The 21,827-nt window shown below is 58.9% G+C and carries 23 protein-coding genes and 1 tRNA gene; 13 read left to right on the plus strand and 11 right to left on the minus strand.

What is annotated here, in order from left to right; all coding sequences use genetic code 11:
* The first annotated feature begins 13 nt into the window (after positions 1-13).
* The 4 genes from ACDZ94_RS17065 to ACDZ94_RS17080 all read left to right on the plus strand — a co-directional run bounded on the left by ACDZ94_RS17065 (position 14) and on the right by ACDZ94_RS17080 (position 5,552).
* Complete coding sequence (locus ACDZ94_RS17065) at positions 14-1,639, plus strand: 5-guanidino-2-oxopentanoate decarboxylase (RefSeq protein WP_432750491.1); 1,626 nt, start codon at positions 14-16, stop codon at positions 1,637-1,639.
* Complete coding sequence (locus ACDZ94_RS17070) at positions 1,636-3,078, plus strand: aldehyde dehydrogenase family protein (RefSeq protein ID WP_432750492.1); 1,443 nt, start codon at positions 1,636-1,638, stop codon at positions 3,076-3,078. Before ACDZ94_RS17065 ends, ACDZ94_RS17070 begins: the two co-directional genes overlap by 4 nt.
* 213 nt (positions 3,079-3,291) lie before the next feature.
* Positions 3,292-4,479, plus strand: a complete 1,188-nt coding sequence (locus ACDZ94_RS17075; RefSeq protein WP_432750493.1) for a cyanate transporter — start codon at positions 3,292-3,294, stop codon at positions 4,477-4,479.
* Positions 4,480-4,616: 137 nt separating this feature from the next.
* Entirely contained in the window at positions 4,617-5,552 is a 936-nt protein-coding gene (locus tag ACDZ94_RS17080; protein ID WP_064451336.1) for a LysR family transcriptional regulator, read from the plus strand.
* Positions 5,553-5,555: 3 nt separating this feature from the next.
* On the opposite strand, the gene ACDZ94_RS17085 is transcribed toward ACDZ94_RS17080, so the two are convergent.
* The 3 genes from ACDZ94_RS17085 to ACDZ94_RS17095 all read right to left on the minus strand — a co-directional run bounded on the left by ACDZ94_RS17085 (position 5,556) and on the right by ACDZ94_RS17095 (position 8,138).
* Positions 5,556-5,918: a 5-carboxymethyl-2-hydroxymuconate Delta-isomerase gene (locus ACDZ94_RS17085; RefSeq protein WP_064451335.1), complete on the minus strand. Its 363-nt coding sequence runs from the start codon at positions 5,916-5,918 to the stop codon at positions 5,556-5,558.
* 70 nt (positions 5,919-5,988) lie between these two features.
* A complete protein-coding gene (locus ACDZ94_RS17090; RefSeq protein WP_064451334.1) occupies positions 5,989-7,176 on the minus strand; it encodes a low temperature requirement protein A in 1,188 nt (395 codons plus the stop codon).
* Positions 7,177-7,202: 26 nt separating this feature from the next.
* A complete protein-coding gene (locus tag ACDZ94_RS17095) occupies positions 7,203-8,138 on the minus strand; it encodes a LysR substrate-binding domain-containing protein (RefSeq protein ID WP_064451333.1) in 936 nt (311 codons plus the stop codon).
* A gap of 129 nt (positions 8,139-8,267) precedes the next feature.
* Between ACDZ94_RS17095 and ACDZ94_RS17100 the strand changes: the two genes are divergently transcribed.
* Both ACDZ94_RS17100 and ACDZ94_RS17105 read left to right on the plus strand, forming a co-directional pair.
* Positions 8,268-8,444: a hypothetical protein gene (locus ACDZ94_RS17100; RefSeq protein WP_167353681.1), complete on the plus strand. Its 177-nt coding sequence runs from the start codon at positions 8,268-8,270 to the stop codon at positions 8,442-8,444.
* 55 nt (positions 8,445-8,499) lie between these two features.
* Complete coding sequence (locus ACDZ94_RS17105; RefSeq protein WP_221294202.1) at positions 8,500-8,892, plus strand: VOC family protein; 393 nt, start codon at positions 8,500-8,502, stop codon at positions 8,890-8,892.
* 64 nt (positions 8,893-8,956) lie between these two features.
* On the opposite strand, the gene ACDZ94_RS17110 is transcribed toward ACDZ94_RS17105, so the two are convergent.
* Entirely contained in the window at positions 8,957-9,103 is a 147-nt protein-coding gene (locus tag ACDZ94_RS17110; protein ID WP_221294201.1) for a hypothetical protein, read from the minus strand.
* 197 nt (positions 9,104-9,300) lie between these two features.
* On the opposite strand from ACDZ94_RS17110, the gene ACDZ94_RS17115 reads away from it, so the two are divergent.
* Both ACDZ94_RS17115 and ACDZ94_RS17120 read left to right on the plus strand, forming a co-directional pair.
* Positions 9,301-10,605: an MFS transporter gene (locus ACDZ94_RS17115; RefSeq protein WP_128586705.1), complete on the plus strand. Its 1,305-nt coding sequence runs from the start codon at positions 9,301-9,303 to the stop codon at positions 10,603-10,605.
* Complete coding sequence (locus ACDZ94_RS17120) at positions 10,605-11,363, plus strand: substrate-binding domain-containing protein (RefSeq protein ID WP_432750494.1); 759 nt, start codon at positions 10,605-10,607, stop codon at positions 11,361-11,363. The genes ACDZ94_RS17115 and ACDZ94_RS17120 overlap by 1 nt, the downstream gene beginning before the upstream one ends.
* On the opposite strand, the gene ACDZ94_RS17125 is transcribed toward ACDZ94_RS17120, so the two are convergent.
* Positions 11,355-12,257, minus strand: a complete 903-nt coding sequence (locus ACDZ94_RS17125) for a LysR family transcriptional regulator (RefSeq protein ID WP_064451328.1) — start codon at positions 12,255-12,257, stop codon at positions 11,355-11,357. The two genes, ACDZ94_RS17120 and ACDZ94_RS17125, sit on opposite strands and share 9 nt — an antisense overlap.
* Before the next feature lie 342 nt (positions 12,258-12,599).
* Here ACDZ94_RS17125 and ACDZ94_RS17130 point away from each other — a divergent pair, with 342 nt between their 5' ends.
* The 3 genes from ACDZ94_RS17130 to ACDZ94_RS17140 all read left to right on the plus strand — a co-directional run bounded on the left by ACDZ94_RS17130 (position 12,600) and on the right by ACDZ94_RS17140 (position 14,162).
* Positions 12,600-12,881, plus strand: coding sequence for a ribbon-helix-helix domain-containing protein (locus ACDZ94_RS17130; protein ID WP_432750495.1), 282 nt, complete (start codon positions 12,600-12,602; stop codon positions 12,879-12,881).
* Entirely contained in the window at positions 12,878-13,216 is a 339-nt protein-coding gene (locus ACDZ94_RS17135) for a type II toxin-antitoxin system RelE/ParE family toxin (protein WP_432750496.1), read from the plus strand. The genes ACDZ94_RS17130 and ACDZ94_RS17135 overlap by 4 nt, the downstream gene beginning before the upstream one ends.
* 112 nt (positions 13,217-13,328) lie before the next feature.
* Positions 13,329-14,162: a hypothetical protein gene (locus ACDZ94_RS17140; protein ID WP_407016552.1), complete on the plus strand. Its 834-nt coding sequence runs from the start codon at positions 13,329-13,331 to the stop codon at positions 14,160-14,162.
* 23 nt (positions 14,163-14,185) lie between these two features.
* Here the strand turns inward: ACDZ94_RS17140 and ACDZ94_RS17145 are convergent, their stop codons facing one another.
* The 3 genes from ACDZ94_RS17145 to ACDZ94_RS17155 form a co-directional block, all read right to left on the minus strand.
* Positions 14,186-14,317, minus strand: coding sequence for a hypothetical protein (locus tag ACDZ94_RS17145; RefSeq protein WP_257784296.1), 132 nt, complete (start codon positions 14,315-14,317; stop codon positions 14,186-14,188).
* Positions 14,318-14,478: 161 nt separating this feature from the next.
* On the minus strand, positions 14,479-15,030 hold the full coding sequence (locus ACDZ94_RS17150; RefSeq protein ID WP_221294194.1) for a tetratricopeptide repeat protein: 552 nt from the start codon (positions 15,028-15,030) through the stop codon (positions 14,479-14,481).
* A gap of 247 nt (positions 15,031-15,277) precedes the next feature.
* Complete coding sequence (locus ACDZ94_RS17155) at positions 15,278-15,532, minus strand: hypothetical protein (protein WP_432750497.1); 255 nt, start codon at positions 15,530-15,532, stop codon at positions 15,278-15,280.
* A 281-nt stretch (positions 15,533-15,813) separates the two neighbouring features.
* Between ACDZ94_RS17155 and ACDZ94_RS17160 the strand changes: the two genes are divergently transcribed.
* The gene (locus ACDZ94_RS17160; RefSeq protein ID WP_432750498.1) at positions 15,814-17,040 is read left to right on the plus strand and encodes an MFS transporter; all 1,227 of its coding nucleotides are present in this window, start codon (positions 15,814-15,816) and stop codon (positions 17,038-17,040) included.
* Between the two features lie 78 nt (positions 17,041-17,118).
* On the opposite strand, the gene ACDZ94_RS17165 is transcribed toward ACDZ94_RS17160, so the two are convergent.
* Positions 17,119-18,585, minus strand: a complete 1,467-nt coding sequence (locus ACDZ94_RS17165) for a carbohydrate-binding protein (RefSeq protein ID WP_432750499.1) — start codon at positions 18,583-18,585, stop codon at positions 17,119-17,121.
* Positions 18,586-19,031: 446 nt separating this feature from the next.
* Here ACDZ94_RS17165 and ACDZ94_RS17170 point away from each other — a divergent pair, with 446 nt between their 5' ends.
* The gene (locus tag ACDZ94_RS17170) at positions 19,032-20,720 is read left to right on the plus strand and encodes an FAD-binding protein (RefSeq protein WP_432750500.1); all 1,689 of its coding nucleotides are present in this window, start codon (positions 19,032-19,034) and stop codon (positions 20,718-20,720) included.
* A 196-nt stretch (positions 20,721-20,916) separates the two neighbouring features.
* On the opposite strand, the gene ACDZ94_RS17175 is transcribed toward ACDZ94_RS17170, so the two are convergent.
* A tRNA-Ser gene (locus ACDZ94_RS17175) sits at positions 20,917-21,006 on the minus strand.
* A gap of 83 nt (positions 21,007-21,089) precedes the next feature.
* Positions 21,090-21,803 carry a phosphoribosylaminoimidazolesuccinocarboxamide synthase gene (gene purC, locus ACDZ94_RS17180; protein WP_027604309.1) on the minus strand — a complete coding sequence of 238 codons (714 nt, stop codon included), beginning with the start codon at positions 21,801-21,803 and terminating at the stop codon, positions 21,090-21,092.
* Positions 21,804-21,827 lie beyond the last annotated feature (24 nt).

A 21,827-nucleotide genomic window follows, 5' to 3' on the forward strand; every position in this document is an offset into this window, starting at 1 on the left:
AAGAGCGACATGTATGGCCACCTGCGGCGAAGTATTGGTCAACCTCCTGGAAAGCTGCGGCGTGGACCAGGTGTTCGGCATCCCCGGCGTGCACACCGTGGAGCTGTACCGCGGCCTGGCGCGTTCGCGCATCCGGCACGTCACTCCGCGCCACGAGCAGGGCGCAGGCTTTATGGCCGACGGCTACGCGCGCACCAGCGGCAAGCCAGGGGTGTGTTTCATCATCACCGGGCCGGGCATGACCAACATCACCACCGCCATGGGCCAGGCCTATGCCGACTCGATCCCCATGCTGGTGATTTCCAGCGTGCAGTCGCGCAGCCAATTGGGCGGCGGACGCGGCAAGTTGCACGAGCTGCCGAACCAGGGCGCGATGATCGCGGGCGTCGCCGCGTTCTCCCATACCTTGATGTCGGCGGCGGAGTTGCCTGGCGTATTGGCGCGCGCGTTTGCGTTGTTCCAGGCCGGTCGACCGCGCCCGGTGCATATCGAGATTCCACTGGATGTACTGGTCGAAAACGCCGATGCACTGCTCGGCAGTACGCCTGTCAGCGTCGCGCGCGCCGGTGCGGCGCCGTCGGCGGTCAAGCAGATGAGCCAGTTGCTCGCGGCCGCCAAACGCCCGTTGATCCTCGCCGGTGGCGGCGCCATTGATGCCGCCGCGCCACTGATGCGCCTGGCCGAAACCCTCGGCGCACCGATGGCCCTGACCATCAATGCCAAGGGTCTGCTGCCGTCCACACACCCATTGCTGATTGGCTCGACCCAAACGCTTGTCGCCACCCGCGCCCTGGTCGCCGAAGCCGATGTGGTGCTGGCCATCGGCACGGAGCTGGCGGAAACCGACTATGACGTGACCTTCGCCGGAGGCTTCGAGATTCCAGGTTTACTGCTGCGGGTCGACATCGACCCCGACCAGACCGTGCGCAACTACCCGCCGCATGTCGCGCTGGTGGCCGATGCACAAATAGCCGCCGAAGCCTTGCTGGCGGAACTGACAACCGCGCCATTGCCCGCTCGCCACAGCGACTGGGGCACTCAGCGCGTCGCCCGTTTGTGGGCCGAATTGACGCCCGCCTGGGACGCCGCCACGCGCGCGCAAACCCTGTTCCTCAACACCGTCCTGGAGGAACTGCCCGATGCCGTGCTGGTGGGCGACTCCACCCAACCGGTGTACAGCGGCAACCTGACCCTGAACCTCAACCACCCACGCCGCTGGTTCAACTCATCCACCGGCTACGGCACCTTGGGTTACGCCCTGCCTGCGGCCATCGGCGCCTGGTTGGGGCGCGGCGACGGGCAGCCGGTGGTGTGCCTGATCGGCGACGGCGGCCTGCAGTTCACCCTGCCGGAACTGGCCAGCGCGGTGGAAGCGCGCGTGCCGGTGATCGTGCTGCTGTGGAATAACCAGGGCTACGAGGAGATCAAGAAATACATGGTTAACCGTTCCATCGAGCCGGTCGGCGTGGACATCTACACCCCGGACTTCATCGGCGTGGCCACGGCCTTGGGCTGCGCGGCCGAAAGCATCCAGGGCATCGAGCCACTGCGCACGGCATTGCGCGCCGCCGCCGATCGCCAGGGGCCGACGCTGATTGAAATCGACCAGGCGCTCTGGATGAAGGCGGTAGCGGTATGAGCACAGTATTGAACGGTGTGTTTATCGGTGGGGAATGGCGGGCGGGCCATGAAGTGCTGGAGGTGATCAACCCGGCCACCGAGGCGACGTTGGCCCACGTCAGCGTGGGTGATGCGAGCGCCGTGAGCCAAGCGGTCGGCGCGGCCAGTGCGGCTTTCATCGACTGGTCGAAAAGCACCGGCCGTGAGCGCGGCGCCCTGCTGCGCAAGGTCGCCCGGGGCGTGAGCGAGCAACGCGAACACTTGATGCGGCTGCAATCGAGCAACAGCGGCAAGCCTCTGTTTGAAGCGGGCATGGATGTGGATGACGTGATCGCCACCTTCGACTATTACGCCGGCATCGCCGAAGAGATGGACGCCGGGCAAGACCGCCCGGTGATACTGCCCGCCGATGATTTCAGCGCGCGCCTGCGCCGAGAGCCGTGCGGCGTGGTGGGGCTGATCGTGCCGTGGAATTTCCCGATGGTCACCACCGCCTGGAAACTCGCCCCGGCGCTGGCTGCCGGCTGTTGCGTGGTGCTCAAGCCGTCGGAAGTTACGCCGCTCGCGGAGCTGCACCTGGCGCGGATTATTGCTGAGGCAGGGTTCCCGGCCGGGGTGTTCAATCTGGTCTGCGGCACCGGCTTGGCAGTCGGTGCACCGCTGGCAGCGGACCGTCGAGTCGCGAAGATTTCCTTCACCGGCAGTAACGCCGTCGGCGTGCAGGTGATGCAACGTGCCGCTGAAACCATCAAGGGTGTAAGCCTGGAATTGGGGGGTAAATCCTCATTGCTGGTATTGGCCGATGCCGACCTCGACCTGGCAGTGGAACTGGCCTGTGGCGGCGGCTTTTTCAACGCCGGGCAAATCTGTTCCGCCACCAGCCGCGTGCTGGTAGCGGACAGCCTCGCGGATGAATTCCTGCAGCGTTTGCAGGCGCGGGCTGAAGGGATTCGTGTGGCGGACCCGTTTGTCGACGATGTGGAAATGGGCGCGTTGATTAACCGGGCGCAGTATCAGCGGGTGCTGGGGCACATTCAACGCGGCGTTCACGATGGCGCGCGGTTGTTGTGTGGCGGTGATCGTCCGGCGGACCTGGCGAAGGGCTATTTCATTCGCCCGACGGTATTCACCGATGTGCCGTTGGACAGTGCCTTGTGGAACGAAGAGATCTTCGGCCCGGTGCTGTGTGTACGCCGTTTTGCCTCCGAGGACGAGGCCATTGCGTTGGCCAACGACAGCGATTTCGGCCTGGTGGCCAGTGTGGTGAGCACCGATGCCGAAACCGCCGACCGCGTGGCCAATGCCTTGCAGGCCGGGCTGGTATGGATCAACGCGCCGCAGGTAATCTTCCCGCAGACGGCGTGGGGCGGTTACAAGCAGAGCAGCATCGGCCGCGAATTGGGCCCGTGGGGGCTGGCGGCGTTTCAGGAGATCAAGCATGTGATTCGCTCCCACTAACGACGAAGGTCCCCTGTGGGAGCGGGCTTGCCCGCGAATGCGGTGGATCAGGCAATGAATCTGTGACTGACACACCGCTTTCGCGAGCAAGCCCACATTTTGATTGGCGGTGCATCAGTCACCTGCAATTTTTAGATAGCCCCAACGACTTTCTGATTTGCCCCCCCTCCCCGTGCGTGGCCTGATTCGCCCTTGTCTATTCAAGGCCCGCCCATGGAAAACGTTCACGCAAAACCCGCCACCGCTGTCTGGCTGATGATCAGCGTTGTACTGGTCGCCCTTAATCTGCGCCCGTCGATGGCCGCCATTGGCCCGCTGTTGTCGTCGATTCGCACGGATGTGCCGTTGAGTTTCAGCAGCGCGGCGTTGCTGACCATGCTGCCGGTCATGGCCATGGGCCTGGCGATGTTCTTTGGCATGGGCCTGGCCAAGCGTTTTGGCGAGCACCGCAGCATTGTGATGTCGCTGGCAGTCATTGGCCTCGCCACGCTCTCACGGCTGTTTCTGGATTCGGCGCTGGAGCTGATCGTCAGCGCAATCGCTGCCGGCGTGGGCATTGCGATGATCCAGGCCGTGATGCCGGCGCTGATCAAATCGCGGTTCAGCGATAACGTTTCGCTGTTCATGGGCCTGTACGTCACCGCCATCATGGGTGGCGCGGCGCTGGCAGCTTCGTTCTCGCCATTCGTGCAAGTGCAGACCGGCAGCTGGCGCATCGGCCTGGCGATCTGGGCCGTGTTGGCGTTGTTGGCCCTGGTGTTCTGGTATGCCCAGCGCTCGGTGCTGCCGCCGTTGACGCACGCCGACGCCGGTGCGCAGGAATCGTTTTTGGGCAATCGCCGGGCCTGGTTGCTGGCGGTCTTTTTTGGTCTTGGTACCGCGTCCTACACCTGTGTACTGGCATGGCTGGCGCCGTATTACGTGGAGCAAGGCTGGAGCGAACAGAACGCCGGTTTGCTGCTGGGGTTCTTGACTGCGATGGAAGTGGTGTCCGGGCTGATTACCCCGGCCATCGCCAACCGCCGCCAGGACAAACGCGGTGTGGTGGCGGTGCTGCTGGTGCTGATCATCGTGGGGTTCTGCGGCCTGATCCTGAGCCCGCAACACGTGAGCCTGTTGTGGCCATGCCTGCTGGGCCTGGGCATTGGCGGCCTGTTTCCGATGAGCCTGATCCTGTCCCTCGACCACCTCGACAACCCTCGCCGCGCCGGCGGCCTGACCGCGTTTGTGCAAGGCATCGGCTATCTGATCGCTGGCCTGTCACCCCTTATCGCCGGGATGATCCGCGACCAATTGGGCAGCTTCGAATGGGCCTGGTGGTCGCTGACTGCGGTGATCGTCGTGATGCTGTTGATCGTCACGCAGTTCAACCCAAAGCATTACGCGCAACATATCCGCTGACGTCGTGTTGCCAACATTTTTTGTCCCAAGCCAAACATAGAAACGACCTACAGCACTTTCTATTGGCACGACCGTTCCGTTAAGCTTTTGCCCTTGTCGCGCGCTGCCTCAGTGCCAAGGCTTACCGGACGGAATGGATGCTAAACAGTAATTTGCTCAGAAAGCTCGATATGCAGGACTTGATGGTGTTTATCGCCGTCTACGACCAGAGCAGCGTTACCGAGGTGTCTGAAACGTTGTTCGTCAGCCAGTCCACCGTGAGCTACAGCCTGAAGAAACTGCGCACCAGTTTTGAAGATGAGCTGTTTATCAACACGCGGGCGGGCATGCGCCCTACGTACAAAGCCACCACCATGTACGAGCATGTGCAGAAGATCCTGGAAAGCATCAACCTGTGCCATGCCGGTGGCCAGGCCTTCGACCCGACGCAGAAGGCCGTGACCTTCAATGTGTGCGCCCCGGAATACTTCGAGCAGTTGATCCTGCCGCGCCTGTTGAAGAACTTCGACCAGGCCGACCTGCCGGTGATCGTCAATGTGCAAAAGCTGGAAACCGAGATCCCCGCCGACGACCTGCGTGAAGGCCGCCTCGATCTGGTGATTTGCTTCGGCCCGCACTTTCACCGCGCCCACAAAGACTTCAAGACCCAGATGCTGCTGGAAGACGACCTGGTGTGCGTGTTCGATAAACGCTCGGCACCGCGCGAGCCGACGTTCAGCCTGCAATCGTTCGTCGAGCGGCGCCACGTGTTCCCCACGCCGTGGACATCCGACACCAACATGATTGACGGCTGGCTTACACGCCAGGCGCACAAGCGCCAGGTCATCGCCCGGGCCAACAGCTACAGCGCGGCCTTGAAGATGATCACCGGCACTGACTTCATCGTTACCCTGCCGCGCCGCGTACAAAAGCTGCTGGCCCCGGCCACGGTGTTCGGCCATTGCGAAGCGCCCAACGGTTTACCGGGGTTCACACTGGACATGCAGTGGAACGAAACCAGTGAGCAGGACCGCGCCAACACATGGTTTCGCGAGCAGGTGGTGAAGGTGTGTGCGGACCAGGGGCTACTGTAACCCTTAGCCGATCGCTACCTTGCTGTAGGAATCGCGATCCATGTCCACCAGTTGGACACTGAGTTGAACCTGCGCATCCGCCGGCCAATCACCCAGGTCCTGCAACGCCGCCAACAGGCTTTGCGACAGCTGCTGCTTGACCTGCGGTGACCGCCCGCTGAGCAGCGACAGCTTCACCGCGATAAAACCGCGCGGGCCGAGGGAAGTGCCGACCTGGAAACTCTCGACCTTCACGGCGCGGCTTTTGATATCGAACTCGGAACCGAACTGCCCGGATGCCATCAGCACGTTGTTGAGCCGCAGAAGCGTCTTCTCGACGGCAAGGCCTGTGAGGTTGGCGGTGTATTCCAGGTGCAGGTGCGGCATGAAAAGCTCCGAATGGTTGTAGGAAAAGAGTCATACGTATAGCACGCAGCCGAACTGATTCGGAGCGCTTTCAATGTGAAACTTCGGTCACGCTGCGCAACGAACGGTTTTCCCAAAACGCTACGATCACCAATACAGCGGTGGTCAGCGCCCCCAGTGCCAAGGCCGAAAACACCTGCGATAACCCCAGCAGCAACAGCACCAGCAACATCAGCAACCCGCCCAGGTGAGAAAACGGCGGCAACGGCCGGTCACTCATCACCCACTTGAACAGCGCACTGCCCAACAGAAACACCCCGGGGCCGGCGATGATCGCCATGACACCCGCCTGGCTGGCATGCCCCGGATGCACCAGCACCAGCTCATCAGCCACTGCACTGACAATGATCCCGGCGACGATCAATACGTGCAGGTAGGTGTAGGCAATTCGTGCCTGGCGACCCGGGTCGGCAGAGCTGGCGATACGGTGATGGGCGCGCTCGGCGCCGCTGTCAAAATAGATCCACCACAGGGCAATGCTGCCCACCACGGCCACCAGAAATGCGCCCAGGCCTTCCATGCTCCAGGGCAACTCCGCGAAGGTGGCGCCGGTCACCAGCAATGATTCGCCCAGGGCGATGATCACAAACAGGCCGCAACGTTCGGCCATGTGGTTGCCTTCCACATTCCAGTCCGCCAGTGTCGAACACCCGAGCCCCGGCACCCAGAAATACACCGACGGCGAGACCAGCTCAATCAACAGCGCCAGCGCCCAGAACGCCAGGCGCTGCTCACCGTCGAACAGCGCGCCAGTGACCCAGAACACCGCGGAACAGAGCATCCACGCCAGGATCCGCTGGAAATTGCGGGTCATGTTGAGTGACTCGCCGCGCACGGCCCACAACGCGAACAGCGTGCGGCCTACTTGCATAAAGACGTAGGCGCCGGCAAACAGCAAACCGCGGTCGGTAAATGCTTTGGGAATCGACGAGGACAACAGCAGGCCGGCCACCATCAAGCCGAACAGGCCGATGCGAATCGGGATTTTCTCCGGATCGAGCCAGTTGGTGACCCATGAGGTGAAGATCCACACCCACCAGACCGCGACCATCATCAACGCCACCTGCACCGCGCCGCCGAGGGTCAGATGGGCCAGCAGCGAATGGGACAGTTGGGTCACGGCAAACACGAACACCAGGTCGAAAAACAGCTCGACCATGCCCACCTTGCCGCTGTCATGGCTGCCGCGTCCGCGCAGCAAGGAACGGGATAGGATCATCGGTGGCTCTCCCTGAAGGGCTTATCTCAAGATTTTGGCGCCAGCACCGGCAGCATGTCCCGCTCGCTCATAAATGCCTCCAGCCTTGAACGCATCCAACGTTCCGCCGGGTCGGTATCGACATGGCTGAGCCAAACCATGGACAAGTCCAGGGTCGGGGTTTCGAATGGAAATGGCTCGCAAAACAGGTGCCCGCCGGCCGCCATGGCCTGGGCCGTGTAGTCCGGCAGGCTGGCGATCATGTCGGTGCCGGCGAGCAACGCCGGCAGCGCACTGTACTGCGGCACGGACAACACCACATGGCGCTTGCGACCAATCTCCGCCAGCCATTCATCGGCAAACCCGGACACGTTGGCTGTGTGGGACACCAGTACATGCGGGCGGGCGCAATATTCGTCGAGGGTCAGCGGTTTGTCCGAGGCGTCGGCCCGCAACAGGCAGGGGCGGATATGCCGCAACAGTTTACGCTTGGCATTTGCCGGCAGGCCGCGTGTCTGGGTGATGCCAACGGTGATATCGCCTGAAGCCAGCAGGTCGGGGATACGCCAGTAATCCACGTGCTGCACCACAAATACCACCAGAGGCGCCTCCTGGCGCAAGGCCCGCAGCAAGGGCGGCAGCAGGCCGAACTCAACGTCATCGGACAGCCCGATGCGGAAGGTCATGGTGCTCTGGGTGGGGTCAAAATCGTGGGTCAGGCTCAAGGCCGACGACAGGGAATCGAGGGCCGGCGACAGGTGCTGGATGATCTCTTCTGCACGGGCAGTGGGCTCCATGCGGTGGCCGACGCGAATAAACAGCGGGTCATTGAACAAGGTGCGCAAACGGTTGAGGGCCGAGCTGATGGTGGGCTGGCCGAGAAACAGCTTCTCTGCCACACGCGTCACATTGCGCTCGAGCATCAGTGCTTCGAAGACCACCATCAGGTTGATGTCGGCCTTGCGTAATTCATTGCGATTCATCGGCGCCCGCCCCTTTCCCCAAGACAAGCCGCAGTTTAGAAAGGCCAGGGGGCTGCGTCTATGTGCACACTGTTCATCGGGTGGCTTTGGCGCTATAAATCAGCGTTTGAAGGTCACAGGAACACGCTCGTGCTGGTCATTCTCGCCTTGGCCATTGTCGTGGCCGGGTACTGCCTCTGGGTTGTCAGGTTTCTCGCACACCCCACGGCGAGGACCTTGCTGCGGGTGTTTATCGGCCTGTGCCTGGCGGCAGTGGTGGCCTATTGGGTACTGGCGCTGGGCTTCCCTGTTTCCGCCCTGGCTTGATAAACCGATGCCTGCCTTTTAACACGCTGACTCTCTGAGCAAGGACTGCTTAACCATGAAATTCGCCTACACCATCATCTATGTGCCGGACGTGGCCGCATCACTGGCATTCTTCGAAAAGACCTTCGGTTTCAGTCGCCGTTTCCTGCATGAATCGGGCACCTATGGCGAATTGGAAACCGGCGACACCACCCTCTCGTTTGCCGCCCATGAATTGGGCGAACTGAATTTCGAGGGCGGGCACATAGCGGCGCATGCCTCTAGAAAGCCTTTGGGAATGGAGGTTGGGTTCGTGACCGAAGATGTGTTCGTCGCCCATGCCAAGGCGCTCATGCATGGCGCAAAGGAGCTGTCGCCGCCCAGCACCAAGCCTTGGGGGCAAGTGGTGTCGTATGTGCGTTGCCCGGATGGCACGTTGGTGGAGTTGTGTACGCCGATTCAAGGCTGAAAATGGAATTAAAGTGGGAGCCGGCTTGCCAGCTCCCACCGTTTGATCATCATTGCCTGGATATTCAGGGTTTCAGCGGGCGCTCCTGATCCCGCTCGGAAAGCTCATGCCCGTCATCTGGATGCTTCCAGGTCTGCGGCTTTTCTTCCTCATGCCGGCGCTCGGGTTGCACGCGCGCCGACTCATCCTGACGCTTCTGTTCGTTAGCCATTGCCACCTCCCATCCGTAAGAATTGGTCACACCTTAAGCATAGAACAGGGTGTGGATTTTTGACGCGACGGACGATTGATAGCCTTGACGCATCAATACATCCAAATTACTCACTTATCATTTCTAAATGTGTCAGCCACTATCCGCGGTCTTAAGCGAAACAAGCACTTTAAAAAGAACGCTGGAGACACAAAACCATGACTAGCCCTTCCCGGCCCGACTCTGCCCGCTCGAAAGTTGGTGCGGTATTCCGCGTTACTTCGGGCAACTTCCTCGAACAGTTCGACTTCTTTCTGTTCGGCTTCTACGCCACCTATATCGCTGCCGCGTTCTTCCCCGCCGCCAATGAGTTTGCGTCATTAATGATGACCTTCGCCGTCTTTGGTGCAGGCTTCCTGATGCGTCCACTGGGCGCGATCATTTTGGGTGCCTATATCGACGACGTGGGTCGCCGCAAAGGGTTGATCGTGACGCTGTCGATCATGGCCAGCGGGACCTTGCTGATCGTGCTGGTGCCGGGTTATCAAACCATCGGTCTGTGGGCACCGTTGCTGGTGTTGCTGGGCCGCTTGCTGCAAGGCTTCTCTGCCGGTGCAGAACTGGGGGGTGTCTCGGTTTACCTCTCCGAAATGGCCACACCCGGGCGCAAAGGCTTCTACACCAGCTGGCAGTCGGGCAGCCAACAGATCTCCATCGTGGTCGCGGCCGCCTTGGGCTATGGCCTGAACGTCTGGATGCAACCGGCCGTGGTGGCCGATTGGGGCTGGCGCATTCCGTTCGCCATCGGCTGCGTGATCATCCCGTTCATCTTCGTGCTGCGCCGTAACCTGCAGGAAACCGAAGAGTTCGCCAATCGCAAGCATCGCCCGACCATGCGCGAAGTGCTGGCGACCCTGGTGAAAAACTGGACCATGGTCATCGGCGGCATGCTGATGGTGGCCATGACCACCACCGCGTTCTACCTGATTACCGTGTATGCGCCGACCTTCGGCAAGACGGTGCTGCAACTGAGCACCTCCGATGCACTGCTGGTGACGTTGCTGGTAGCCGTGTCGAACTTTGTCTGGCTGCCGATCGGCGGCACCCTGAGCGACCGCTTCGGCCGCAAGCCGGTGCTGGTGGCGATGACCGCCCTGACCGTTATCACCGCGTACCCGGCGCTGTCGTTCGTGGTGAACGCGCCAAGCTTCGCGCATATGCTGGAAACCCTGCTGTGGTTCTCGTTCCTGTACGGCATGTACAACGGCGCAATGATTCCGGCCCTGACCGAAATCATGCCGGTGGAAGTGCGCGTGGCGGGCTTCTCCCTGGCCTATAGCCTGGCGACGGCGATCTTCGGTGGGTTCACCCCGGCGATCTCCACCTGGTTCATTCACATCACCGAAGACAAGGCTTCGCCGGCCTACTGGATGATGTTTGCCGCGTTGTGCGCCTTGTGTTCGACCCTCGCGCTGTATCGTCGCGCCAATACCCGTGGGCAGGTGATGCAGGGGGCTGCGTGATGAAGCCGTGGTTCAAAACCCTGACGGCCCTGGCCCTCGGCGCCCTGGCGCTGACGGCACAGGCCGAAGAGCTCAAGGTGATGACCTCCGGTGGTTTCACCGCCGCGTATAAATTGCTGGGCCCGCAATACGCCCAGCAAAGCGGTGACACCCTCGACACTATCCTCGGCCCGTCGATGGGCAAGGCGCCGGAAGCGATTCCCAACCGCCTGGCCCGTGGCGAACATGCCGACGTGGTGATCATGGTCGGTTATGCCCTGGATGACTTGATCAAACAGGGCAAGGTCGACCCTGCGTCCCGCGTCGAACTGGCGGACTCGCGCATCGGCATGGTGGTGAAGGAAGGCGCGGCCAAGCCTGCAATCGGCACCGATGCCGAGTTGAAAGCAGTGCTGAGCAAGGCCAAGTCCGTGGCGTACTCGGACAGCGCCAGCGGTGTGTATGTCGAGAAGGAGCTGTTCAAGAAGCTCGGCATGCCGGCCAAAGGCACGATGATCGAACGCCTCCCGGTTGCCGAACAGGTCGCCAAGGGTGATTACGAGGTGGGCTTGCAGCAGGTGGCGGAATTGTTGCCGGTGCCGGGCGTGACCTACGTCGGCAAGATCCCGGAAGACGTGCAGTCGGTGACGCGCTTTGCCGCGGGCATACCGGTCAACGCCGACCACCCGGCCCAGGCCAAGGCGTTGCTGCATTACCTGGCCTCGCCCGAAGCGCAACCGGTGGTGCAATCCACCGGCCTGGACTCGGTATCACGCTGACCGAAACGGCATCTCCCGCACCAACCGTTCCAACTCCAGCGCCGCTGGCGGCAATGTCCGCCCGCGGCGTTTTATCAGGCCCACATGGCGCATCACCTGCGGCTCGACCAGCGGCACACTCACCAGGATGGGATGGGTGCCCGCCGGCATCGCAATCGACGGTACCATCGCCACCCCCAACCCCGCCTCCACCAGCCCGATCATTGTGGTCACGTGGTGGGTCTCGCAAATACTCGGTTTTTTCACGCGCACGCCACGCAAGGCCTGGTCCAGCAGGAAGCGGTTGCCTGAGGTTTTGTCCACGGTGATGTAGTCGTGCTCATACGCTTCGGCCCAGGTCACGCTCGCGCGCTCGGCCAACGGATGACCACGCCGACAGGCCAGCACATAGCGCTCCTGAAACAGCAGCTCGAACTCCACCTCGTCGGCCAGGCTGCCACTGAAACTCACGCCGAAATCCGCCTCGCCACTTTCCACCGCGTTGCACACCTCACCGGCACTGGCATCCAGCACCCGCAGGCGAATCTTCGGGTACAGCTTGTGGAATTCGGAGATTACGTGGGGCATGAAGTAGTAAGCGGTGGACGGCACACAGGCGATGGTGACGTTACCCATGCGCGTGGACGCCACGTTACTGATGCCCATCAAGGCGGTATCGAGGTCGTCGAGTATGCGCTCCACCTGGGGCAGGAACGCTCGCCCGACCATGGTCAGGCTGACCCGCCGCGTGGTGCGCTCGAACAACTTTACATCGAGGGCGGACTCAAGCTTTTCGATACGCCGGCTGAGAGCCGGTTGCGAGATACGGATGGCCTCGGCGGCACCCCGAAAACTGCCCTTGTCCACCACGGCGCGGAAGGCTTGGAGGTCGTTGAGGTCGAAGTTGATGTTCACGGGAAGGCCAGTGTGGTCGATTTGAGGGGCATTATCGTATGGGCGGGGATGGGGCGCCATGCGTGACGGGGCCGGTTTGTATTAATAACCCTGCTACAAATATGAAGTCATACATATCAGTGGGTTATTCGCTCGCCGGCGCCACACAGTCGGCAAAAAGCGTCAATACTTTCGACCTGACCTACTCAACGGGAGAGAAAGACGCTCATGGAAACCTGCCAGAACCCCCACCCTTTTTGGACCGACGACGAGACGCCATCGAGCGGTATCGGTCAGTTGCTTCTTGCAACACGCCAATGGACCAGTAGGATTGAATCCTACTCAACACCTGCGGACGTCGACATGCGCTCAACCCAGCAAATGAGCATCACCCTGCCACTCGAGATGGCCGCCCTGGTCAAAGCCAAGGTCGCTGCCGGTGAATACGCGACCGAGAGTGAAGTCATACGCGACGGCCTGAGGGTGCTGCTGGCGCGTGACCGCGCGATGGAGGACTGGTTGCGCGACCAGGTGATCCCTGCGGCTGCCGCTCTCACGGCCGACCCTGGCGGGGCACTGTCCGCCGAGCAGGTTCGCGAACACATGACGACAAAACGTCAGCGAAAGAGTACCGAAAAACCGTGAGTCATTCGGTAGCCTTTGCGCCTGAGGCGTTAGCCCAGCTTGACGCCCTCGAAGACTACATCAGCGATACCGAATCCCCAGTGGTAGCGGCACGCTTTGTTGACAACCTCATCAGCTACTGCGAAAGCCTTTGCGTGTTGCCCTTGCGCGGCACCCGCCGTGACGACCTGCTACCCACGTTGCGCATCACCCATTACCGGCATACCACCGCCATCGCATTCAGGGTCGCCGCCGATACTCATGCGGTGTCGATCCTGGGAGTGTTTTACGGTGGCCAGGATTATGCCGCGCGGTTCCAGAGTCACGGCGCACACGCCCCCTCGGGAGACGCGTGAGAATCTCGCCGACGCTGACCGACAGCTTGATCAATAAACAAGGAAGATAAAAATGACTGACACCGGATCCCTGCATCAATTTCTGCGATGGGGGTTAAGTCTGATCGGCTTGATGGGTAGTGCAACCTTGGGCTTTTTCGCCTGGCAAAGCTTCTACCCCGTGAGCGCGGCGGCCGGCTGGAGTGTTCAAACCGTGCACAGCGATGTGCCCAAAGCGGCCTCGCTGATGCCTTTGCCTGACGGCTCGCTGATGGTCAGCCAGGAACTCAACGATGCGAAAGGCAGCATCGTGCGCATCCATCCCGACGGGCAACGCGAAGTGGTGGTCGGCAGCCTGTCCAAACCTGACGGCATGTTCGCAACGCACGGCGGCTGGGTGTTCAGCCAGGAAACCGGCGACGCCCCCGTCAGCTTTCTCAAGGAGGGTGTCGTCACTGAGCTGTTCCGGGGTGAAAACGTTCAAGGCCTGTGGGTCGAGGGTGATGACCTCTACGCCATCGAAGACCGCAAGGACAATGGGCGGCTATTGCGTTATCGCTGGAGCGACCAATCCCTGACCGTCGTGCGCGACCAGTTGCACGAGGGCGAATCCATTACGCGTTGCACCGATGGCCGAATGCTCTACACGGAAAAGAAAAAAGGCGTGGTACGGGAGCTGACCGAAGACGGCAGCGACCCTGTGGTGATGGCGGGCCTGAACAAACCGACGTTTTTGATGTGCGATGAACGCGGGCTGTGGGTCAATGAAGACTCGACGCATCGGGCAAGGTTGCTGCTGATCGACAAACAGGGGCAGCAACAGACGATTCTGTCGTTCTTGAAGGCGCCGCAGTCGATTGTGCGAACGGGGGACGGTACTTATTTACTGGCAGAAGGTGGTCGTAACCGAGTATTGAAACTGGTGAGCACATCGCTGGCGATTGCCAGCGACAGCCTACAGCACTAGCCCAGCCCAAGCCCAAACAATGGCTACTGGCAAGTCCCACCCTTGTGGTGCGACCCAGTGCCACCCACCGGGTGCGTGCCTTTCGGGCACGCCACCGCGAACATCGGGCTAACGGCCAGTACCACCAGCAACCCTACCAACGACAACGTCTTCATAACATCCTCCGTGACGATCACAATGCGTGATGGCACAAGGATATCATACCGCCATTACGCAGTCCTCAGCCGGGGGCTGTTGTCAGAACAACACGCTCTAGTCGCGACGAAATACAGCCATCACGGGTGATGGCTGTACCCTGCGGGTTCACTCATCTTTTTCAAGCCTGTGGCGCGGCAGCAATGGCTTCGGCCAGGTCTTCGTACTCTTCGCAGGTGGTGCTGCACAAGGCTTTGATTTTCACCAATTGCTCTTGTGCCAAGTCGACGCGGCCCTTGATCACGTAGGCCTCACCCAAGTACTCGCGAACCTGGGCGTAGTTGGGGTCGAGCGCGACCGACTTCAGGTAATAACTGATGCCTTCATCGGTACGCCCCAGTTTGCGCGTGGCGTAGCCGCGGTAGTTGAGGGCCTTGGCGGTATTCGGGTTTTGCAGGGTATCAAGCAAGGCCAGCGCCTCGTCATAGCGCCCATCTTTCGCCAGGCGGTAGGCATAGTCGGTACGGTCGGTGTCTGAGGTGGCTTTGCTGGTTTGCAGCACGCATTTTCCGGTCTTGGTGTCCCAGACCTGGCCTTTGGGGCAGTTGGGCTTGGGCGGTGCCGATTCATCACCAGAGGCATAGGCTTGGCCTGCGAGCAAAGCTGCGCCCAGGCAAGCCCCGAATAAAAGTGCAGTGCGGTATCCAACGGCGTGTTCGTGGCGGATCTTCATGGTGGTCATGCTCCGTAACGATAGGGAAGTACAGCAGCAGATAGCACAATGCGCCCTTTCCATCAGCAGGTTAAGCCTCGGGTGACTGCCGGCCCTTGGGCGATTCGCGCCGAGCAGCCGGACGCCATTCACTGAGACGCAAATAATAGAGGCGAGCCCGCCGAGAAAACCGGGACACCCGGCTACGAAAAAGCCCCATAGCTTATTTGGCTACGGGGCTTTTTCAGGTAATGGCGGAGCGTGCCATTCAGTTTCCCCGTTCTTTATTGGCTTGGGAGAGAACCGAGGCAGCAAGGGATTTTGTAGCGTCGCTGTATTTATCGCTTTGAAGCGCCTTCCCGGCTTTCTCCTCCATCTCTGCACTCGTCTGCTTATCGGTACCGCTCTGAGCCAACGCTGAAGCAGCAAGGCTTTTGGCAATGGCTGAGGAATTGGGGTTGCTGAGCGTTTCCGCGGCCAGACTGGCCATGTTATCGGAGGTTCTTTTGGTGTTTTTGCTCATGCTGCATGTCCTTTGCGGTGTGGGATTTTCTACCTGAAAATGCCTCAAAACCAAGATAGGCAGTTACCGTGAGAGCCGCAACGCGCTGTTTGTAGGCAACATTGGAGAAACCGGTACGAAAAGCGCAATCGTCCCGTAGGGCGTCGAATCGATTGCACTGATGGTTATTATCGAAACGATCGCCTGTGTGATTAGCAAAACTAATTCCTATAATCGCCTCCACTTTTCCTGCCCGTGCATCGCTTGATTTCAAGCGACATTCCCCTATGGAACCCAACACCATGCCAAGCGTCAGCCAGGCCTCCAGCGGCCGCCCTGAACATAATCAACAGAGTGTCAAACAGCAGTGGCTGGCGATTCTCTCGGTTGCCGTGGGTGCCTTCGCCCTGGTGACCAGTGAGTTTCTGCCCGTGGGCGTACTCAACGACGTCGCCAGCGACCTCGGCATCAGTGCCGGTCATGCCGGCCTGATGGTCACCCTGCCCGGCATCATGGCCGCCCTCGCCGCGCCTTTGCTGTCGGTGAGCATTGGCGCCATGGACCGGCGTTACCTGCTGATTGGCCTGACGCTGATCATGATCATCGCCAACACGGTCGTGGCCTACGCCAGCGACTTCAACCTGCTGCTGTTCGGCCGCGTGCTGCTGGGTATCAGCATCGGTGGTTTCTGGGCAACGGCCATCGCTCTCAGCGGCCGCCTGGCCCCCAAGGGCGTAGGCGTAGCGAAGGCGACCTCAATCATCATGATGGGGGTGACACTGGCCACGGTACTGGGCGTGCCCGTGGGTACGTGGCTGAGTGGCCTGATGGGCTGGCGCATGACCTTTCTGGTCACCGCAATCGTGGGCGTACCGGTGCTGCTGGCGCAGGTATTCCTGCTACCGCGACTCACCCCGGAAAAGGCTATTCAGATCCGTGATCTGCCAGCCTTGTTTATCAACCCGCAAGCACGGGTCGGCTTGATCGCTGTCTTGCTGATCGGCCTGGCGCACTTTGCTGCATACACCTATGTTGCGCCCTTCTTCAAAAACAGTTCCGGCTTCGACGGCCCGACAATTGGCTCACTGCTACTGCTTTACGGCGTGGCCGGGGTAATGGGCAATGTCTTTGCCGGTTTCGCCGCCAACCGCAGCGTGCGTCACACCCTGTTGCTGGTCGCACTGATGATCGGCACCAGCACCGCCCTGTTCCCCTACTTCGCCACCGGCATGACCGGCGCCGCAATGCTGATCGCACTCTGGGGCTTCGCCTTCGGCGCCTTCCCGGCTTGCGCCAGTATTTGGATGTTTGTCGTCGCCCCCAAGGACGTCGAACGCGGCATGCCACTGTTCGTTGCCTTGTTCCAGGTGATCATCGCTTTGGGGTCGTTCTTCGGCGGCCAAATTGTTGATCAAATGGGTAGCGCGGTGTTGTTGAGCCTGGCGACAGCGTTGGTGGGCTGTGGCTTTGTAACGGTGCTGGTGCTGGGGCGTAATGTGAGCAATAGCTTGGCGGCCCAGCCTGGCTAACCGGACGACAGAAACGAAATAGCCCTATTCAAAGGCAAAGAAAAGCCCGGCACTTCTGCCGGGCTTTTTCCTACCGCTCTAAGCTCGTCGTTTGATTGCGACCTTCGACCACAGGGTAAAGGCGACGGGTGGTGTCCAGCCTGAGTTTGATGCGTGCTCTTGCAGGCACAAGTACCTGTTGCCCTCGTAAGTCACGCCATCCCCCTTGCGATACCGATGGTCCAATTGCCATTCAGGATACTCGGGGTCGGTTACGTCTCCGGCGGTTCTAACGCTCAGGCTCATGCTGGGAAGCGACTCTTTTCCCAAAGAGTCGGTTGCCGTAACAAAGTAACTGTACTGCGTGTTCGGGGTTAGACCCGAGTCTTCCCGCGTCAAGTTCGCCGTCTGACCTATGGGGGTCCCGTTGCGGTACAGCGTGTATGTTTGAATTGGACGAGGGCCCGCTGCGGCCCCCCAACTCAAGGTCACGCGGGTTTCAGTCACGTCCTTATAGGACAAATTGGCGGGAGCCGTTGGCCGGTCGCCGATACCTGTATCACCGTGAATCAACGGGGCATAGCGATTGTAGAACTCCCAATCGTAGGGAACATTGTCCCTGCTGACGCCATTGTCCCAGTTGATCGACCAGGTCATCAGTCCTTTGATGGAATGGCCCGCAGCATCGAGACGTTTAAACGCATTAACCACCGCAGCAGGCTCAATGACATAGCCTGTCGCCGCAGCGTCAATGTTGGTCGGTAAGCCAATGACGAACTTGTCCGCGGGGATGGCGATGTAGTCCCGAGTGCCGGTTACCAGGCTCTCGGTCAGGTAGTAAAGAAAGTCCTCCTTCATCGCATCATTGTTCTGCGCAATCCAGACGCCCTGACTGTTATTGAATTCTTGAACCCAGATCCCATCGCCACCTTGGTTGTAGTATTGAGGCGCAATGAAATCGTAGTAGCCCTCGAGCGCCTGAATGTAATCAACGTACTTGCCGCCCGCCCGGAGATAGGGAAACTCAGGCGCCATACTGATAATAAAATGCTTGCCCTCACCCTTGTAGTGATCCTTGACCAGTTTCAAGGCTGTCGGCAGCACCGTCTTGTTGTCAGCGAAATCAATGGCACTTTGCTCAAGGTCGATATCCAACCCATCGAAGCCGTATGTTTCAACCAAGCGGATGATCTCATTGGCCAGAGGTTGTTCATCCCCTTTGTGCAACTCGATATGAGCGTCGGCACCGCCCAACGAGATCAAGACAGCCCTGCCCTGACTGTTCAGCACGCCCACCTGGCGGCGAAACTCGTCGTCGGAGAGGTTATAGGGTTTGAACGTAGGAATGCCCTGGCCTTTCATAAAAGCCACGGCAACAACGTTGTAGTCCCTGGGTATATCCACCAGTTCTAGATTAGCGAAATGCCCACCTTGATAACCGTCACTGTGGCCCGCTGGCCAATTATGCCAAAAGCCCATCAGGATTTTTTTATTGGCGATGTCAGGCATCAAAGAAGCTGAATCATTTATGGTTGACTTCAGCAATGAAAAATCAATCTTAGACATTGTTCTATTCCTTCAGAACGATACTAGGAGCCGTACATGGCCCGAGATTATTGACACCTCATCTCTTTGATGAATTGGCGCCTCACTCTAGAGTGAGCCCCTAAGGCTAGCGCAAGCTTTTAGATTGTCCATCATAAAAAATAAATTCGACGACAAAAGAAGAAAACACAAGGCGGCGAACGCCGACCGACACACACCTCACCCTTCTCTACCGCCAAGCACACGGGCGAAACAGTAGTGTATGACGATTAGCAACCGATAACCTTTCGGATACCCACCTAAAAATATCAGGCTAAGCGCTTTAGCAAGAAGCATGGACAGCGTGAAAATATAGACTAAGGTGAGATACGCCTAGTGAAACACGCACTTACATTCTGATTGAGCACTAACAGTCAGGACACTTGCGCAGCGCAGGGCACATATTTTTTGCAAGGAGGCGCACAAGTATGAGTACCCCAACAGGCAACTCGAGTTTTATTACAATAACGGAAGACAACAAGACATTTTCAACCTTACAGAAAGGCTTCAATCTCCGTTGGCCGCCAAGTCCCGGAACGGGAGCGAAACGAATCTACGTGTGCAAAACACCAGAAGAAGTACTGGACGCTGCGAATGAAGCCCTCTCACAAGGCTTTCGGATCACCGTAAGGAGCGGAGCACATTGCTATGAAGGCTTCGTGTCGAACCAATTAAACAACGAAAATCTAGCCATTATTGACGTGGGCGAACTTAAAGGTTTTTCTCATGATACGGATGGCAATATTCAACCGCTCTATAAACATGACAGTCATACCCCCACCCATTACCAATACGCTGCTTTCACAGGTAGCCAGAACTGGGATGGTTATGTGGCAATGTACAAACAGAGTGGCAAGACGATACCTGGCGGTTCGTGTTACTCCGTGGGGCTCGGAGGCCACATCAGCGGCGGTGGCTACGGTTTACTGTCGCGCCTTCAGGGGTTGACGGTCGACTGGGTAACCGGCGTGGACATCCTGATTCCGGACCCCGCCAATAGCGGCAGATCGTTAGTCCCCATCCATGTCACCCCCCATTCAAATCTCAAGCTGCATCGAGAACTTTTCAAGGCTTGCTGCGGAGCCGGTGGCGGAAATTTCGGCATCATTATTCGTTACTACTTCAACGACCTGCCCGAGGCGCCACAAAAAGCTTATTGGACAACGCTCTCCTGGGACTGGTCTGACTTTGACAACATTAGTTTTAGAACATTTTTGCGTGGCTATCACGACTGGTTCGCCAAAAACGATTCAGATGCAACCTCGCCTATTTTATCAAAAGCCAACGGTGGTCTATTCAGCCTGCTGAAACTGAATCACATCGACGCCAACCCCAAAATCATTCTTGCCATCCAATACACGGGATGCGATGGCCTGGTGGGCGATCACGAGCGAGATGCTCCCTTTAACGATTTCCTCTCGGCTATAAACAGTGCCGCACCGGGGCACGGCAAGTTCTACGACGGTTTCGTATTACCCAACATCGCGCCAAGACCGCATAGCATGGCTGGCAGAGCTATCAGCCAAGCGTCGCCTGGATTGCTCATGGATTGGTTCTATATCACCCAGATGATTAATGGGTCAGGAAACAATCAAAGAGGAAAATATAAGTCCGCCTACCAAGTGGATAACTTTACCGACGAAGAATGCGATGCTTTTTATAATAATCTGAGCACCCCTTCCCAACATGGGACATTCAGCCAATCCCTTGTCCAAATTGACTCTTATGGTGGGAGAATCAATAGCCTGGGCCAAGGAAACACGGCTGTTCCACAGCGTAAGTCAATATTAAAGTCTCAATATCAAACCTACTGGACTGACCCCGCTCAAGACAATATTCAACTCGCATGGATCAATAAAATCTACGAAGACGTCCACGCCAGTCAACCCAATCAGCGACCGGGCGTCGAGGGGCGATATGAAGGCTGCTATATCAACTATCCGGATGTCGACATGCTAGTGGTAAACGGCAGGCCTGATGACAGTTGGCTGGAACTTTACTATGGAGACTCGGGATTGGTAGATGAGTTGATTTCCCTGAAAAACCAGGTAGACCCTAACAACCTTTTCAGGCACCAGATGTCGATACCGCTAACAAGAGACAGTCAAAGGCGATGAAGGCTGCCGACAGGCATAAGCGCCAGATAAGCAGCCCCTTCTGCAGGCCCACTCCAACAGGGCTGCGCTCCCAGAGAACGACTGAAATGCGGCTTACGCAAGAAAACAGGGAGGCAGGAGTGGTAGAAACAAGTACGAACATCTGAAAACAAAAAAGCCCCGTCGCTTATTCAGCGACGGGGCTTTTTCTATGTAATGGCGGAGAGATAGGGATTCGAACCCTAGGTACCGGTGAAGGTACAACGGATTTCGAATCCGTCCCATTCGGCCACTCTGGCATCTCTCCAACGGCGCGCATCATAACAGTGTGTTTCGCGGAAGCAAACCCCAAAAGCGATTTTTTTCCGTTCTATCAGATGCTTGCGTCGATTAAAGCGGTACGCCGAGGCGCTTGGCGACTTCTTCGTAGGCTTCGATAACGTCACCGAGGCCCTGGCGGAAGCGGTCTTTGTCCATCTTCTTCTTGGTGTCTTTGTCCCACAGACGGCAGCCGTCCGGGCTGAATTCGTCGCCCAGGACGATGGAGCCGTCGTGGAACACGCCGAATTCCAGTTTGAAGTCGACCAGCAGCAGGCCTGCGTCGTCGAACAGCTTGCTCAGCACGTCGTTGACCTTGAGGGACAACTCCTTCATGCGTGCCAGCTGCTCGGCGGTGCCCCAGCCAAACGCCACGACGTGGGATTCGTTGATGAACGGGTCGCCCTTGGCGTCGTCCTTCAGGAACAGCTCGAAGGTGTAAGGGTTGAGCTTGAGGCCCTCTTCCACGCCCAGGCGCTTGACCAGGCTGCCGGCGGCGTAGTTACGCACGACGCATTCGACCGGGATCATGTCCAGCTTCTTCACCAGGCACTCGTTGTCGCCCAGCAGTTTGTCGAATTGGGTCGGAATGCCGGCCGCTTCGAGTTTCTGCATGATGAAGGCGTTGAACTTGTTGTTCACCATGCCTTTGCGATCAAGTTGTTCGATGCGCTTGCCGTCGAACGCCGAGGTGTCGTTACGAAACAGCAGGATCAGGCGGTTGGCGTCGTCGGTCTTGTACACCGACTTGGCTTTGCCGCGGTAGAGTTCTTCACGTTTTTCCATGATGGGCTCCGCTTGCTAAATGGT

It is taken from the genome of Pseudomonas sp. UBT (assembly GCF_050915955.1).
GTDB lineage: Bacteria > Pseudomonadota > Gammaproteobacteria > Pseudomonadales > Pseudomonadaceae > Aquipseudomonas > Aquipseudomonas antarctica_A.

Excerpts from the sequence above, each read along its gene's own strand:
- ACDZ94_RS17065 (WP_432750491.1), top strand. The coding sequence starts at position 14 with ATGGCCACCTGCGGCGAAGTATTGGTCAACCTCCTGGAAAGCTGCGGC.
- ACDZ94_RS17070 (WP_432750492.1), top strand. The coding sequence starts at position 1,636 with ATGAGCACAGTATTGAACGGTGTGTTTATCGGTGGGGAATGGCGGGCG.
- ACDZ94_RS17075 (WP_432750493.1), top strand. The coding sequence starts at position 3,292 with ATGGAAAACGTTCACGCAAAACCCGCCACCGCTGTCTGGCTGATGATC.
- ACDZ94_RS17080 (WP_064451336.1), top strand. The coding sequence starts at position 4,617 with ATGCTAAACAGTAATTTGCTCAGAAAGCTCGATATGCAGGACTTGATG.
- ACDZ94_RS17085 (WP_064451335.1), bottom strand. The coding sequence starts at position 5,918 with ATGCCGCACCTGCACCTGGAATACACCGCCAACCTCACAGGCCTTGCC.
- ACDZ94_RS17090 (WP_064451334.1), bottom strand. The coding sequence starts at position 7,176 with ATGATCCTATCCCGTTCCTTGCTGCGCGGACGCGGCAGCCATGACAGC.
- ACDZ94_RS17095 (WP_064451333.1), bottom strand. The coding sequence starts at position 8,138 with ATGAATCGCAATGAATTACGCAAGGCCGACATCAACCTGATGGTGGTC.
- ACDZ94_RS17105 (WP_221294202.1), top strand. The coding sequence starts at position 8,500 with ATGAAATTCGCCTACACCATCATCTATGTGCCGGACGTGGCCGCATCA.
- ACDZ94_RS17110 (WP_221294201.1), bottom strand. The coding sequence starts at position 9,103 with ATGGCTAACGAACAGAAGCGTCAGGATGAGTCGGCGCGCGTGCAACCC.
- ACDZ94_RS17115 (WP_128586705.1), top strand. The coding sequence starts at position 9,301 with ATGACTAGCCCTTCCCGGCCCGACTCTGCCCGCTCGAAAGTTGGTGCG.
- ACDZ94_RS17120 (WP_432750494.1), top strand. The coding sequence starts at position 10,605 with ATGAAGCCGTGGTTCAAAACCCTGACGGCCCTGGCCCTCGGCGCCCTG.
- ACDZ94_RS17130 (WP_432750495.1), top strand. The coding sequence starts at position 12,600 with ATGCGCTCAACCCAGCAAATGAGCATCACCCTGCCACTCGAGATGGCC.
- ACDZ94_RS17140 (WP_407016552.1), top strand. The coding sequence starts at position 13,329 with ATGGGTAGTGCAACCTTGGGCTTTTTCGCCTGGCAAAGCTTCTACCCC.
- ACDZ94_RS17145 (WP_257784296.1), bottom strand. The coding sequence starts at position 14,317 with ATGAAGACGTTGTCGTTGGTAGGGTTGCTGGTGGTACTGGCCGTTAGC.
- ACDZ94_RS17150 (WP_221294194.1), bottom strand. The coding sequence starts at position 15,030 with ATGAAGATCCGCCACGAACACGCCGTTGGATACCGCACTGCACTTTTA.
- ACDZ94_RS17155 (WP_432750497.1), bottom strand. The coding sequence starts at position 15,532 with ATGAGCAAAAACACCAAAAGAACCTCCGATAACATGGCCAGTCTGGCC.
- ACDZ94_RS17160 (WP_432750498.1), top strand. The coding sequence starts at position 15,814 with ATGCCAAGCGTCAGCCAGGCCTCCAGCGGCCGCCCTGAACATAATCAA.
- ACDZ94_RS17165 (WP_432750499.1), bottom strand. The coding sequence starts at position 18,585 with ATGTCTAAGATTGATTTTTCATTGCTGAAGTCAACCATAAATGATTCA.
- ACDZ94_RS17170 (WP_432750500.1), top strand. The coding sequence starts at position 19,032 with ATGAGTACCCCAACAGGCAACTCGAGTTTTATTACAATAACGGAAGAC.
- purC (WP_027604309.1), bottom strand. The coding sequence starts at position 21,803 with ATGGAAAAACGTGAAGAACTCTACCGCGGCAAAGCCAAGTCGGTGTAC.